Here is a 15,336-nt window from a genome sequence, read left to right as displayed (position 1 = left end):
CTCTCCGCGTCCCCGCGTCCCCGCGTCAGTCTAAATGATAAGTATTCAGCCGGACATGATATCAGTCCCAATGAATATCATCGCACTAAATCCGATTGCCCTTTTGGGCGAGAGGGCAGTGACCAACTTTTCACTTCACCTAGAGTCACTGGCATCGCAATTGCCACGTCAAGGGTAAAAAGGAAGACCTTGCGCCCCCGACTGCTACTTTCTGGGTCGAAGAACTCAAGCCTAACATCCCAACAGTTACTATTAACCCGACAGAAAGGGCTTTTTTCGACTTTAATGGTGTCTAGTTGACGACGCTGGACGATCGCTTTGGCAAAGGTCGAAGCAGCTTGGAAAATGTTGGTGGCAGCGAAGTTGAGGGCGCGATCGCGGGAACTCTGCCCCACATTGCGTAGCTCGTTGTAGACTCGGTTGAGGAAGTTCGCCAGACTTTGGCGCACAAGGGGTTCTCGGTCTTCGTCCACCTGACGAGAGATTGTCGCCATCGCTGCGTTCACCAGAGAATTGACGTTCCAGCCGTACATTCCCCGTAGGTTATGTACTTTCACCACAGGCACAACTTCACCGGAGAAGAGTTCCACCGTGCGGTTGGTGAGTTGGGCGGGTATGCTAATCCACTCAACTAATTCATCGCTGCCTTCTGGCTCCAGTTGCCCTGCCAACATCAGCAAAAACATTTCGTATATCTGCCCTGAAAACGCTCCTGTTGGCTCTAGGGCATAAATGGTGTCTCCATCGAACTTCAAAGTCCAGATTAGAGAACTGCTTTCACCAGGGTTGCGATCGAGGTGATTGACCATCTGGCGGGCATCGTGGGGGTCTGGTGGAACGATAATGCCGTTGACTTGGGCGGGAGCCATCTGTTCCTTAAAGGTGTCGCGCCGAGTTTCATCCCCAAGGTCATAACCAAGGGTGCCCAGGACGAAAACATTGGTAGAGTAGATGATACTAGGTTCGACGCTGCTTGTTTGTGCCGGAGCAGCAGCGCTGACGGATGCCTCGGTTGATATGCCAAGGGTAGCAGGTTGCAGGGCTGGGCTGGCATTGGTAGCGGCGATCGCTGTACTGATGCTTGCTAAAGGAAGCGTAACGTCAGGAATGGCGTATCCACCATGTTCTGTGCGGGTCACTTGGTCGCCTGCAAAGGAAATGGTGACGGAGGGTCGCCCAAACAGCATCTTCATAGCACCGAGGATATTGACAAAGCCGCGCAGACAGCGTTCCGGTTCTTCGACGATTTCTGTGTCGCACTTAATCGCAGTTTTAAGCAATGCTGCGCGGACGGCTTCGGCATCTACGGGTTTGCCCGCTTGCAGTTGCAAACTCATTAGTAGCGCCGAGATTCCGGTTACAATGGGGGCGGCTCCACTCGTTCCCGTTCTGAGTTTGGGTTTTTCGCTTGCCAATTGCGCTCCCCAAATGTCATCACCGGGAGCCATAATTCCCTCTTTAGTATAATTGCCTCCCCAGTTACTATAGTCGGCTGGTGGATGGCCTAGATCCATTGCTCCTACAGGAAGGGTTCCTGGCAATACAGCAGGCAGACACCAGTATTCACCTGAACCGTTACCCGCAGGTGCAACAATCAGAATGTTGTTATCTAAGCACTTCTGTACGGCTTTAGCAAATAGCTCTTCCCCTTCGCCAGTTTTGGTGGGGCGACACATTCCAAAGTGAATGATATTTGCTCCTAAATCTAGGGCTAACTCAAAAGCACGGGCTAAATTAAGAGGAGAGATAAATTCTTCTGGAATCCCTGTGTTATTAAGTGGCAGATTAATCAGGCGGCAGTTGGGAGCAATACCAGCAGCAGGGGTATTCTCTTGACCCACAATAATGCTAGTGACATGGGAGGTATGGTCATCACCTTTAAGACGTTGGATGAGCGTTTCTGGAAAAGCCGCTTTGAGTGCTTCTTCTTTCTCCTGCTTAGTGCGATCGCTGTCCTCAATTGCTCGGAAAGTCGCGTATTCTTCCGCAGAAAACGGCTCTGGAATCTCCTCCCAGTAGGGAAAAACTTTAGAAATTTCGGCTCCCTGGAAACAGGACAAAGAATGGTCGGGGTTGCCTTCGATAACCACAATAGTGATGCGGGGGTCACCGAGAGTTTGGTTGCGTAGATGAGCTAGTCCAGGGATGCGATCGTCGAGGATGTGGGAATGAAGCGCCAGAGGAACCTGTTGTGCTGTTGCCTCAACCTCGCTGGCTGAAATGGTTGTAGGCTCAATCACATCGTTGGTGGAATTTGAATCTACTTCATCAGCTGAGTCCTGTGCCTGGGTTGCTTCAACTGCTGTTTGTGCTGATGCAGAAACCTCAACAGCTTCAGCCTGACTCACCACAACGTCACTAGCAGATTCCTCAACAGACGTTCCCCAGCCTTCTATGGATTGGCTTGACGGCACAGGCCTAACCCCAAACTCAGATTCAGTAACGCTATCTTCTACATCAGCAGACTCAAATTGAGCTTCAACCGTACCTTCATCCGTTTCACTCGCTGCAACTTTTGTCTCATGTCGCTCAGGTTCAGCAGATTCAACCTGACTCGCCGAAACTGCTGCCTCCATAGTCTCATTCGAGCTAGCCACTTCATTTAAAGCAACATCACTCACTTTCACAGCATGGTTCGGCAGCGAACCTAATATGAACTCACCTACCGCTGACTCTTCCACATAATCCAGACCTGCTGCTCGGTCAAAACCATCGCTATCGCCAGCCCCCAACGCGCAAGGAGCCAGACCCATATTCGTTGCTACTAGATAGAGATTTTGTTGTAATACTCCGACATGTTTGAGCACTAACGAATAAGCCACAGAGCGATACTTGCGGAACAGCCGTCCAAAACGCGCTGTAATTACAAGAAGGACTTGCGGTTGTGGTTTGTAATAAATATATGGTTCCAGAGCGAGGACATCCTCTGATTCAGCAATCTTTTCCAATTGATGATTGAGTGGATTGTAGTGATACAACCCTGCATCCAACCCTCGACAACGCCGCACCACTGGATAGATCTCCAGTTCATACATTGCTCCACCGCCAGGATATGGCCGACTGCCTAACTCGCCATAGTCAATGGGCGCGTTAAAACCAAGTATTTCCCGCCAATTTTCACCAAAATACTCTTCTGCTTGACGAATGTCTTTGACACGGGCAGTACGATAGAGTAGTTCGCTGAGTTGTTCTATGGTGATTGGATTTGTTTCATCGTATTCTCGAATAGATTTCCGCGTTTCAATTGCTTGCGTGAGTGTAGCATCATTACACTTCAACGCTCCTAAGTTCGGACGCGGCAGTGGGACAATTTGGTGGCTCATAGGCGATTTCACCACCGGAAAATCAGACCACTGCTCAATGTTAATATTTTCTGGTGAATAGTCATGGCGGCCCAAGCGGCTGCGACTGTGGAACAGCAGGTTGTGAAAATCCCAAAGCTGGAGCGAGGGGGGTTCAGGGTCAGATGTCAGAAACCCTGCTGCCCACAACAAATTGAGGAATTGATACGCGGTTTCTGGCCCCAAGTAGGGTGGTGGCGTTAATGTCGCTAAGGATTGCGGCTGGGCAAGTTGAGCTAAGATCGCACTTGCTCGCCAATCGAGGAGTTTAATCCGAAACTTTGAGAGGGGGGACTCCAGCACCATTGCGCCATCGTGGGAATGCTGATAGGCAAAGCGCGAGAGAGTGAGGCGCGTTTGTGTCCAATAAGGTTCGGTGAGATTCAACTCGGCAGAGTCCACCATTGGGATTGCTTCTGCTAAGGGCAACACGGCGTAACTCAACCAACCCCGTTCATTTAATTGTTCTAGCATCCGCCCGAACTGTTCCCCGGTTGCACGACCATCGAGTTCGGCTAACGCTTGTACAAGTGACTCAATGGTGGTGTTGCCTGCTTTGAGATGCTCAAGAGCCATACCAATTCCGGGCGTTGTAGCCATAGTAAGCAAAGCGGTTGGATCGGATTCTGGCGATCGCAGGGTGTAGTGGTCTTCGGTGCTTGTCACTTGCACAAAGGGATTGAGGGAAACAGCGAAGGGATGATAGCTCATGGCAGTGGATAATCAAAAACAATAATTGGGGAAGTTAGCTTATAACAGCAAGGACTAATGAAGAAATTGCGATTACTATTTTCTTTAACGAGTAATACCAGCAGCCATTGAAATTAAGCTTGCTTTATCTAAATTCGATTGACATGTATCGCTTTGGTTGTAAAAAAAACTATATTTATCTAATCTATTACTTTTTAATTCTTTCTCTGTAGTACTTACACCAGCATAGGTAACGCAATCCTGACTCTGACAAAAGTCATAAATCTTATTGCCTATGCTATTAAATGCAAAATATCGCCGTATGTCTTTGATGTTCAAAAAATGGAAATGCAAACCTGGCTCTATCTTCTCCTTAGAAAAACTTGCCGCAACAAAGTCTGAAACATTAAAAATAGAAATTACTTTGTGTGAAAAGTTTTTTTGTATATAAGCAGTGAAATGCTTTCCAAAACTTCCCTGAAGTTTATATTTTCCTCCTGGTGAACCCGCTGCTATTAAGATGTTACTACGGCCATCCAAGAAAAGATTAAACCCAATTATAACAACATCTTTTATTAGAACTTCTGTCAATTCAGCCGAATATTCAGCACCATCAAGAGCAATCGCTGTCATCACTAAATCTTCGTTACCTTCCCCAGGAGTGATGTGCATATATATTTTGATCGAAGAATCGTGAAGTGTCGGACGTAAGTCAATGCCTATGGTGTTATTTTTGATTTTGCTAGATCCAATATATAGCGCTGAAAAGCGATCGAGCAAGTTACGATTGATTTTAAGATCTATTCTGCTTTCAACTTTATCTAAAAAATTTGAGGCATCTGTCAGCGATCTAGGCCAAGTATGTTCATAGCTAGCGACTTGAAAATGTACTGCAAATAGCCGATCGCCTTCAACGTTGCATATAGGTTCAACACCAGACGGTGCTTCTAGTTCAAGAACAGCTTCTTCAAAAAGGCGGAGAGCGAAGGTTGGCTCAACATCGAAAGCATCGCAATAACTTCGGATAAACTGAAGACGACGTTCTCGTAGATTCATCTGTTGAAATGAATAATTCAGAGTCATAGTTTTTTTCAAAAAATAAGTAAAATTTGCCAATATTAAATTATATTTTTTGGGCTTCAAGCAAATTCCTTTCTGTAATACAAGCGAAAATCATCCAATCGCTCAACATTTAAGTTTCCCTCAGTAACACCTATCAAAGTCATAATAATAGAATCTTGACTTCGACAAAAGTCATAGACTCTATTACCTAAACCGTTAAAACAAAAATATTTGGGTATATCTTTTATGTTGTCAAAACAGTAATATAAAACTGGCTCTACATTAGCTTTGGAAAAGCCTGCCATAAAGTGATCTGCAATATCAAGCAGAGAAATAACTTTTTCTGAAAAGTTTTTCTTTATATAATATCTAAGATATTCCCCTCGATGTATAGAGTTTTGCTTTTCTGAAGAGTAACCATATAGCTCTACCTCACTGTGCCCATTCAGAAAAAAGTCAAACCCAATAATGCGACAATCTTTTAAAAGAACCTGGACTAACTCAATTGGGTAATAACCACCATCAAGAGCAATTGCCGTACTCACTAGTTCTTCAGAGTTTTCATAAAGCATAAAATGTATTTTTACACTAGATTTTCCAAGTTCTGAGCGTAAGTCGAGTCCCGTGGAAATCCCCATAATTTTGCCAGAATTGATGTGTGCTGCCAGAAACTGTAGCAGCGAATCGCGGTTAATTTTAACACCCACTCGACTTTCAATTGAATCCAAAAAATTTAAGGCTTGTGGTAATGTTTTATGCCAAGTATTTTCTCGATCGCTAAAAATTAAAAAACGACCTGAGTGCAATTTATCGCGTTCAATCTTACAGGACGGCTCAATAACACAGCTTCCCTCTATTTCAATGACTAACTTTTCAAAAAGCGGTAGAGGAAAATCAGAAGTAACATCAAAAGCATCTCTATGTGCCTGCATGAATTGAAGGCGCTGCTCTTGTAAATAATTATGCTCAAAGACAGAAATCATATTCATAATTATATTTCCTGATGAAACAGCTTTTAAGTATCTAAGATGAATGATATACACTCATCAGAATCGAATTTATTTTATATTCATCTTGATTTTATTCTGCTCACAAAGTCAATCATGTGATAGTACATTTTTACCCTTTGAATTGAATCAGCAAAAAACTCAGATTCAGGCATACCGAGATATAAATCATGAAAGACTCGATTACGATAGTGAGAATGAACTTGTTTAACCATCTCATTACCAACATAGTCAACAGCACGGTTGGGAGATTTAAAACCAGCAAAATAGAGGACATCACTATCGTTCTGATCGCTAATACCGATTTGAACACACGTACTCTCATTGAGCAGTGGAAGTGCTTTGACAGGGAGTATTGAAGTTAAATACGCTTGGACATCTGACCGCTGAAGGTCGGTTGGGTAGAAGGTGGGATAAACTTCTACAGCAGATCGATTGTCAAAGAAAAAGTCAAATCCGACCAATAACATCCCATTTATAATTAAATTTTTCCAATCACGCTGTTCTCCACAAAGTTTTATGGCAGTTGCTATTTTTTCTGGATAATCTTTGATGGTCAAATACAACTTAATCCGCGAATGTCTTACTTCTGGACGAACATCAATCGCAAAACTCACCATATCCACTTTAGAAGTATCTAGACCCGTGGCTAAAAACTGCTGAAGTAACTGACGATTAATCTGAAGTTCTGGTCTTTCTTCTATGCCACGGCAAAATACGAGAAAATCTTCAATATCAAGCAACTTAGTTGCATCCGAGACATGAACTTCACAGAGGTAATAAAAGCGAGCTGGATAAAGACGGTCTTTTTCAACATTGCAGCAACAGATAATCGAACCTCCTTTATCTTTTCGCTGCTTTCCTATAAATTCTTCAAAGCAATTCAATAGATAGGAATTTTCAATGTCAAAAATTTGCTTGTGATCCTCAATGTAACGCAAATTTTCTTCATGACGATTTTGACCGTGGCTGAAGGTTATACTACCACTTTGAATCCGTTTTTGAGCTTTAACTTTGGCTGGTTTTACCGCTTTAATATCAGCGAAAAATAGAGGAATATAAGGGTGTAAGGAATTTGCATAAGCAATACGAAAAGCGAGTGCTGGCATCTTAACCATTTGGTTTTCGTCGTAATCAATGGCTTGGAAACCCGCCTGCTGAATAACTTCAACCGTTTTATTGAGAGTAATAATATGAGTGCCTTGTAGTTCTTGCTGTTTAGCCTCATTGATTGCCTGTTGCTCTAGGGAAGAGAGGGGTGGCTCTTTAATAAATAGACCTGTAATGTATAGTGTTCCCCCCGGACGAAGTACGCGTTTGGCTTGAGCAAGAACTTGGGATAACTGATCGGAATACTTAATGCTGTCGTTAAAAAAAACTACATCAAATACTTCGTCTGGAAACGGCGGTGCATGGAAATCACCCATTTGCACCCGTATCCGGTCAACTAAGTTTGCTTGGGCAATCCGAATTTGGGCTTCGGCCACTTCCACTTCCGAAATCGTGATACCATCAATTCGCGTACCGGGAAACGACTGGGCAATATGAATCGCCGGTATCCCTGCTCCACAACCCGCATCAAAGATATAGTTTCCGGGCTGTATTCCCATACGAGCTGCTAGGCTAAGGTTGTGCGATCTAGCTACTGGATCGGGAACCATACGACTAAAGTTAATCGAATTTTTATTATAAAAATTACGAACTTTTTCGACTTCAGGTGTCGGGTTGAACTGAGTAGTAACACTAGGACTAATGGAATTATTCTGCATAATGTTTAATCACGATAAGCCGTGGTTAGAAAAGTCATAATTTATGAGTAGTTAGTCACAAGTCAAGTTCACTGTGCAGACAAGAAAACTTTTAATAAGCAACATTTTTGAAAAATGGTATCAATTGGTTGTGAGCTTGAGTGCGTCTTGAATAAAAAAGACGAGACTAAGATAAGGAAGACAAGACTTGAGAGAATGTCTGCCATCCAAGCATCTTCAGCCTCGTCTTTCGCCTAAAGCCTAATACCGTTTAGTTCTGATACTTAGGACAGTGAACTGCCATTTTCCCAAATGTGGACTAGGCTTAAGATCGATTTGTTTAAAATTAGCAAATCAGAGATGTTTAAGCTTCGCCAGCATCTACGGAACAGTACACAGACGCATCTACGGAACAGTATACAGACGCATCTACGGAACAGTACACAGACGCATCTACGGAACAGTACACAGATGCATCTACACCAGCATCACCTAGAGATTCTTCAGAGAGTTCAGCTAAGTAGCTGGGGAGCTTACCGCTGGTTGTGCGGATTACAGGCTTGCCTTGGTAAGGCAGGATGTTTTTCTTATCCATGAGAAAAATTCCTATTTTTTGTTGTTTGGTTTATTGACCCGTCAGGGTGGGTCAGCCCCTCCTTCTTGAGAAGAAGCCTAGTAGGGCAATATTTGATATGTAGCGAAATCTATTGCCCGCAAACTTTAAAAATACTTAAAATGGCATCGGTATGAGGTTCATCTGAGCTTCAGTGAGCGGTTCATCTCGCCACCCCAGCTTCACTGGCACATCATATAGGCGACCTGACCCAAACCGCGACCAAAAATGCCGCATTCCTGGCATAATCACCTTAACCACATTCAAACCAATGTCGGGTCGGGTTTGATCTACCACCAAAGTCTCTAGACCAACTTCTTGAGCAAGCTTTACACAGGTCATAACCTCAGCGTAAATATCATCCCCCCAAAGCTTGGGGTAATCCTGAGCAGTCTTGAGGGCTTGAGTAGAATCGGGAATTAGATAGGGATGATTTGCTAACGTCGCACTCAGTAACCAATTTGTCGCCTCACCCTTGAGGTTCTCGTCTGGCACTTTATCCAGTTCCCAGCCAATTTGGTTGACTTCTGTAAGGGCGCGGAGGATGGCAATGCTTGGGTCTAAGTGCGCTCCAAAGCCAAGAACCAGTCTTTCTGAGCTTCCACTTTTCCGATTCGACACGCCTACAAAGGCTGGAATACCTAAATCTGCTGTCAAATCCAGCACCCACAAATCGCGATCGCTTTCCTGATAAAACCGTTGCAACTGGATAAAATACGGCTCATTAAAGCTGCTCAGATCCACTGCTGGACGGCTCAGACGGTTGTACCACCACAATGCCACACTGTCGCGTTCCACCAGTTCCAAAAACCCTTGTAGGATTGCTTCTTCCAAGGTATTACCTGCTGCGTTACCATTAGAGTCATTTCGGCAGAAGTGGTGGTTTGGTGGCGAGGGGTAATGGTAGTAACACATCGCTGTGGGTACATATTTATGGGTCTGCTCCGTTACCGACCACATTGGTGTCCAGTCAATGGTTTGACTCGGATCGAACCGCTGGGGAATCCAGTCATGAGCGACAGTTGCCCGCTCATTCAGCATGTCTCGGTTAGCATACTGCTCATCGCTAAAGCACAAACACTGCTCTGGATGAATCGCCAAATCTCCTAGTTCTGCCAGGGTTGCCCGTTTACGGGGTTCGTCCCCCTGAAAAATAGCCGAATAACGTTCTACTGCCTCACACAAACCACTCGCTCGTGATTGGCTATCGGTCTTACCCTTGCCAGAACTCTTATGGCGCAAGGTATGGCGTAGACCGCGCAGGGAGGTGGAATTGCCGAAGCTATGCCCCGCCCGATAAGTATGTACCAACGGATTAGCTGGGTCAGAGATTCGCACCAGTTCCGTTACTACTCCCGTTACCGGACTAATCAAGTGCTGGTATTTTTGCAAAGTCTGTTCTGGAGTGGCAGCGCGGTGACCGCCATCATGGGTGAACTGCTTGCGGCGCGATTCTAGCTTCAACGGTTCAAACCCCCGCCGCTGCAAAATTTCCGGGTCACCACAGGTCGGACATTGCGGCCGCTTAATCAAGATATGACTTTTCAAATCTAGGATCGTTTGCTTGAAGGTGATAACCTTGCCGTCGAGGGTGGGGAAGAGAGCCGTTCCCGGCGCAACAGAATTGACGTGTTGCTTGACAATCCACTTGGCAATCTCGGTAGCGGCGAACTGTAGCCCAGTTTGCAGGGTAGACGGCAGCGTTGCCCGTGCTGTGGGCAAGCTTCCTGCCACACGATCTTTTTGGCCATTGCGCTCCTGCTGGGCTTGTTTTTGCCGCAATACCGAAGACTCAACTTCACGGTTACCCCGCAGCCGATGAGCGAGACAGTCCCAACACCCGGTTTCTTGGGGAACAAACACCGGCCCCAACCACAGGACACTACCCACGGGTTTGACGAGCAGCCAAGTTTGTTGCCGCTCAAGAGCCTGTTGGTTGATGGTAGCCAGTTCGGGCTGCAAATAGTCATCGGTCAAGACGATGTTAAGTGCTATTGAGCAACTTGCATCTGGGAAATTTTGCACCGGAATGCCCATATCCCTTAACGCAGTTGCCAGGGCAGCAACAGTCACTTCACTTATATTCTTGCCCACCGTTGTCAGTGTTACCGACTGTTGTAGCCCCTGCGCTGCAACGGGGGGTGCAATCCCTAACTCGCTCCAAAATGCTGCCACTTCCGGGGATAGATCTGGCGCTGCCTCGGTGAGGTAGCCCTTCTCTGCCAAGCGATTTAGCACATAGTCGATGTATTCCGCTGGGACTTCTCCATCAAGCTTTTCAAAAATCTGGTCGATGGTGTGTTGCCCATCTAACAGGGGTACAATTTGACAGTAGAGTTGCCCAGTGAGGGCATGGTTACCCTGTTCGCCAAGAAGATACACTTGCTTTGGCTCGATCACCTCGACATGAAAGTGGGGCTTAATTTGCAGCAGTGTGGTGGATTGCATAAAGCAAACAGTCAGACAATTTTGGATTTTGGATTTTGCGAAAAGTCGGAGCGTCGGCTTCCGGCGTTAGCGCAGCGATAGCGAGTCCGCGAGCGTCTCTGAACTTTTCAAGACGGATTTTGGATTGACCCCAGGATTTATCCTGGGGCTATCCTCTCACAGGATTTGAGATTGCAGATTGAGTCCGAGGATTTATCCACTTTCTCGTAACTTGGGAGAAATTATTGGTCAGCGATTAACTGATTAAGCCCAGATACGACCCCGCCGGAAGGACTTGTTCTGCTGTTCGGGCGGTTTGGCATGTTGTCTGACGTACTCCCACCAGTAAGAATAATCTTGCAGCCCGGTTTGAGAAGTGGGCACATAAGACTTTTTCTTTTTCTGTTCGGGGGTCGAGGAGACTTCTGGGGGTGTTATTTCTGTTTTCTCCTTAGCCATAGTTTCCTTAGTTTCCTTTGGTGGTTGCGGTCTTTGGAGGGTTTGCGGTTGCACGGGAGCAACAATCCCCTCTAACTTGAGGTAGTCGATCCGGTGTCCGCCATCTCCCGACCCGCCAGCAGTGGTCAGGGTCAGGGTATGTTGCCCAGCACTGAGGGCTGGCAAGAGAATTTGGTTTTGGGTTACCTTACCTGAGCCTACGAGTTCGGCCACTGGCTCGCCATCAACCCAAAGGGTGTCAACTTCAGAGCCAAAAAAGTTGTAAAAGAGCGTAAGTTCGCCTGCACTGTAGCTTTGGGCAAGGGTAAATTGAATATTCAATTTGTCCGTGGAAAAAAGCTGCTTTGCTTTGCGCCGTGATTTTGTTTTGCGGCTTGGAGCTAAGAGCAACGATGGCATCTGCGGGTGGTTAATTGGGTCTGGATCTGACCCAATAATGTAGGTAAATTCTTCTTGCCAGTCGCCTGTCTGCGAAAACTCTTGACCTCCTTTACCAGGTTGACCAATTTGCCATAAAGTTTGAGTTTGTTGAGACATTGTGATTAACGGCTTGTCAGTGGTTCCTTAAAAGAATCGTCCCATACCTGCAAAGCCGCCCCAGCTTGGGCTGGCACAAGAGTGCATAACTTGGTTGATATTACGGTTGGCAAAGGTTGAAGGATCGTTATAGTTGGCGGCATGGAGCAGATCCATCCGAATATGCACCAAATCCTCTGGATCGCCATTTTCCAGATCCACGCACAGCGCCGGCTGTACGAAATGAGGTCGTTTGACGGGGGGAGACAATACAGGAAGTCGCATCGTTGAGTAATCTCCGTATAATTAGGGTAAACAAATTTACGTTTAATGGCAAGAGTGCATTTTTTGGTTGCACTCTTAACCCAATTGTATTGCCCTTTAATACGGTGAAGACCAGGAACGAACTTCGCCCAAGGTAACAGGAATCAAGTCACTGACATCAATGGTGAAGCGGAAAATTTTCTTGGCACGGCGGTTGTTTTCAGGGTCGAAGAACTTCAGTTTCACATCCCAACAATCGCTATCTATCCGACAGAAGGGGCTTTTCTCTACGGTAATACTGTCAAGTTCCATACCAACAGCAACTGCTTGGCTGAAGGTTTGGGCAGCTTGGAAGGCGTTGGTAACCGCGAAGTTGAGGGCGCGGTCTTGGGATGTGGTTCCCAAGTTGCGGAGGTCGTAGTAAATGCGGTTGAGGAAGCCATCTAAGGTATTGCGGATTCTATCTTCGTCAACAGTCCCAGCTTCAGCTTGAACTGCTACCAAGGCTGCATTCACTAAGTTGTTGACTTTCCAGCCGTACATACCGCGGGTGCTTTGGGGTTCCAGCACTGGGACAATTTGACCAGAGAAGAGTTTGACGGTGCGCCCTGTCAAAATGCCTGGTATGCTGACGCGCTCGACATATTCTATGTCGGTTTCGGGTTGGATTTGACCCGCGAGGAGTTCTTGGAGGGCACGGTAGGACTCAGCAGCGAAGGCACCCGCAGGATCGATCGCATACACTGGAGTTAATTCTATATTAAGTGTCCAAATTAGCGATCGCGCTTCCGAAATATTGGCGTCCAAGTAGTCCACCATCTGCCGAGCATCGTAGGGGTTAGCTGGTACCATTACACCATTGAAGTCAAACGGTGGCATCAGTTGTTTAAAGGAGTCCCGACGAGCATCAGTTCCGAAGTCATAGCCCAGGGTTCCCAAGGCGTAGGTAAGCTGGCCGAGACCTGGAAGTTCGCTGGGGGCTTGGCTGGCAGTGACGGAGTTAGCAGTGAGGTTGGACATCATTGGTTGTTGGGTTACAGAGGTGGGAAACGATTGAATTAAGTTTTGCAAGTTGGGGGTGTTGTTAAGGACAGCCTCAGTTCCTGGTAGCTTGCTTGGTGGTCCAACCAAGCTAGAAACTGGTTGCCCTCCGCCAGCGATCGCTTCACTAGTGCTGGTTAAGCCACCACCACAACCGCAGCCTGCGGCTTCTACTTCTGATGCACCGACTTCTGATGCACCAACTGATGGGAATTTCTCAGCCATCTTTCCTCCTTTTACTAACGTTATGGCTCCAGGGATATTTAGTTTGCCTGCTAGACACCGCTTGGTGTCTTCTGGCAAGTCTGCGTCGCAGGGTAAAGCACTCTGCAACAACACTTGACGAATTTTTTGCGGGTCAGGGGTTTGTCCCTGCTCCAGCTGAAGGCTCAGCAGCACAGCTGCTACACCTGAGACAATGGGAGCGGCAAAGCTCGTACCGCTAAGGCGGTGGATACCACCACCGACTTTAGCCCCCAGGATGTTCTCGCCAGGGGCAAGGATACCTTGTGTTTGGTAGGTTTCGCCCCAGTTGCTAAAGTCCATAGGTTTACCATTTGCATCCATCGCCCCCACAGCCAGCGCAGCGGGCATGGCAGCGGGTACGTGCAAGCAATCGCAACCATTGTTGCCAGCTGCGGCGATGAGCAAAACATTATTCTCTTGGCACAAACGAATGGCATTTTGTAGCCAGCCATCAGATTCGCCAAATTCGGTCATTTGACCCCCACTGATATTGATCACGTGGGCGCCAGCATTAACAGCTTGCTCGATCGCCCTAGCCAAATCTAGCTGGGAAGTTTTGCGGCGATCGTCGGAGAAGACTGGTACAATTATTCCCTTGCATTGGGGAGCGATTCCTTGCACCGGACTGCCAGGTTGCCCAAATATAACGCTGGCTACGTGAGTGCCGTGGGCAGACATATTGCCATCGATTCTGGCATCGTCTTTAACCAAGCTGGGCAGATACCTTAGGTCAGCGCCTTGGAAGCAAGGATGAGCGCGGTCAACAGGCCCGTCCAAAACCGCCACACAAATACTATTGTTTCCCTGGGATATTGTACTTAATGTCTCTAGCATTTATAACTATATGGGAATCCGGTTTGATTCAGAGAATTTACTTTGCTTAGTAGGCAAGAGGCAACAGGCAACAGGATTCTAGAAGATTAAGTGTACCTAGTTTTTTCATAAATCAAATAAGAGTCCTATAGCTAGTTGATCGTATTATTTGATTCGTTTGCGTATAAAACTTCGGGTAAATCACAAGTGTTTTAAGTTTTGATCAGAGGTTTTTGTAATTTTCTGTTGCAAAGGTACAAAGTATCATTTCATCGCTTACAAGTTTTACTTTTTTGAGATATATAATTATTTTCCACACCAATGAAAAACACTATGTTTTCTAGCTAAAATAAGCGCCATATTATTTATCTACTATATTTTGTTGTTTTTTACCTGGCTGAAAAACACTATATTTTTGACTTGAAATAAGCTTGTTTAATTAAAAACATTTGCTGAACTTCAACTGAGTATGAATCATCTCAGCTTTCTCAAAAAAAAGCAATAGCAGCGAAAAAATTAATAGTCCACTTAATACTCTATTTAAGACAGTTAAGTGGATTTTTTAGTAGACAGTTAAGACAGTTAAGACAGTTAAGAGGACAGTTAAGAGGACAGTTAAGACAGTTAAGACAGTTAAGACAGTTAAGGCAGCTAAAATATTTCAAATAGTAAACAAAAAAAATTAATAATTTTAAATTTATTGATAATTTTCACGAAGGCAAGGTCATCAATTCCACACTCAAGCAAGAAGCCAAAACCCGCATTCTGCCAGGAATTTTCTACTATCTTGAGTTTTTGCATCCGCACAGGTCAAACATTTGATGCACTTTGACTTGTTGTCTACAAAACGCTCAAAAAAAAAACACCGATAACTACAAGTATTTACAGTTGAATATACTACAGTAGATTAGGACATCTGTCTTAACATACGAAGATTTAATTTTCAAAGGGTGTATTCTATTAAATTGAAAACCGCTATAAGTTCTCAGCTATGAACAAAGCAAATTGACTTTGTTCTACTTGCCTTTCAAACTGGGTTGAAGATTTTTCATTTTGGGTACTTGGTGTGGTAAAATAATCGCCTTATCTACGAGATCTAGGCGAACACA

At 45.6% G+C, this 15,336-nt stretch carries 9 protein-coding genes; all 9 read right to left on the bottom strand.

The features are described from left to right. Positions 1–77: 77 nt before the first annotated feature. Entirely contained in the window at positions 78–4,052 is a 3,975-nt protein-coding gene (locus ACM0OY_RS02815) for a PatA/PatG family cyanobactin maturation protease (protein ID WP_414567371.1), read from the bottom strand. 84 nt (positions 4,053–4,136) lie between these two features. Further along, positions 4,137–5,114 carry a LynF/TruF/PatF family peptide O-prenyltransferase gene (locus tag ACM0OY_RS02810; RefSeq protein WP_414567370.1) on the bottom strand — a complete coding sequence of 326 codons (978 nt, stop codon included), beginning with the start codon at positions 5,112–5,114 and terminating at the stop codon, positions 4,137–4,139. A gap of 56 nt (positions 5,115–5,170) precedes the next feature. After that, positions 5,171–6,082 carry a LynF/TruF/PatF family peptide O-prenyltransferase gene (locus ACM0OY_RS02805; RefSeq protein ID WP_414567369.1) on the bottom strand — a complete coding sequence of 304 codons (912 nt, stop codon included), beginning with the start codon at positions 6,080–6,082 and terminating at the stop codon, positions 5,171–5,173. An 80-nt stretch (positions 6,083–6,162) separates the two neighbouring features. Further along, positions 6,163–7,869 (bottom strand): DUF5838 family protein, encoded by a 1,707-nt coding sequence (locus tag ACM0OY_RS02800; protein WP_414567368.1) that lies wholly within the window; start codon positions 7,867–7,869, stop codon positions 6,163–6,165. A 343-nt stretch (positions 7,870–8,212) separates the two neighbouring features. Further along, a complete protein-coding gene (locus ACM0OY_RS02795) occupies positions 8,213–8,443 on the bottom strand; it encodes a DUF5837 family cyanobactin class RiPP (RefSeq protein WP_414567367.1) in 231 nt (76 codons plus the stop codon). A 135-nt stretch (positions 8,444–8,578) separates the two neighbouring features. After that, positions 8,579–10,909: a TOMM precursor leader peptide-binding protein gene (locus ACM0OY_RS02790; RefSeq protein WP_414567366.1), complete on the bottom strand. Its 2,331-nt coding sequence runs from the start codon at positions 10,907–10,909 to the stop codon at positions 8,579–8,581. Positions 10,910–11,152: 243 nt separating this feature from the next. Further along, positions 11,153–11,884 carry a cyanobactin biosynthesis PatC/TenC/TruC family protein gene (locus ACM0OY_RS02785; protein WP_414567365.1) on the bottom strand — a complete coding sequence of 244 codons (732 nt, stop codon included), beginning with the start codon at positions 11,882–11,884 and terminating at the stop codon, positions 11,153–11,155. A 27-nt stretch (positions 11,885–11,911) separates the two neighbouring features. Further along, positions 11,912–12,148: a cyanobactin biosynthesis system PatB/AcyB/McaB family protein gene (locus ACM0OY_RS02780; RefSeq protein WP_414567364.1), complete on the bottom strand. Its 237-nt coding sequence runs from the start codon at positions 12,146–12,148 to the stop codon at positions 11,912–11,914. A 96-nt stretch (positions 12,149–12,244) separates the two neighbouring features. Then, entirely contained in the window at positions 12,245–14,248 is a 2,004-nt protein-coding gene (locus ACM0OY_RS02775; protein WP_414567363.1) for a S8 family peptidase, read from the bottom strand. Positions 14,249–15,336 lie beyond the last annotated feature (1,088 nt).

This window comes from Nostoc sp. CCY 9925 (assembly GCF_963920935.1).
Classification (GTDB): Bacteria; Cyanobacteriota; Cyanobacteriia; order Cyanobacteriales; family Nostocaceae; genus Nostoc.
This window is presented reverse-complemented; position numbering and strand designations above follow the sequence as displayed.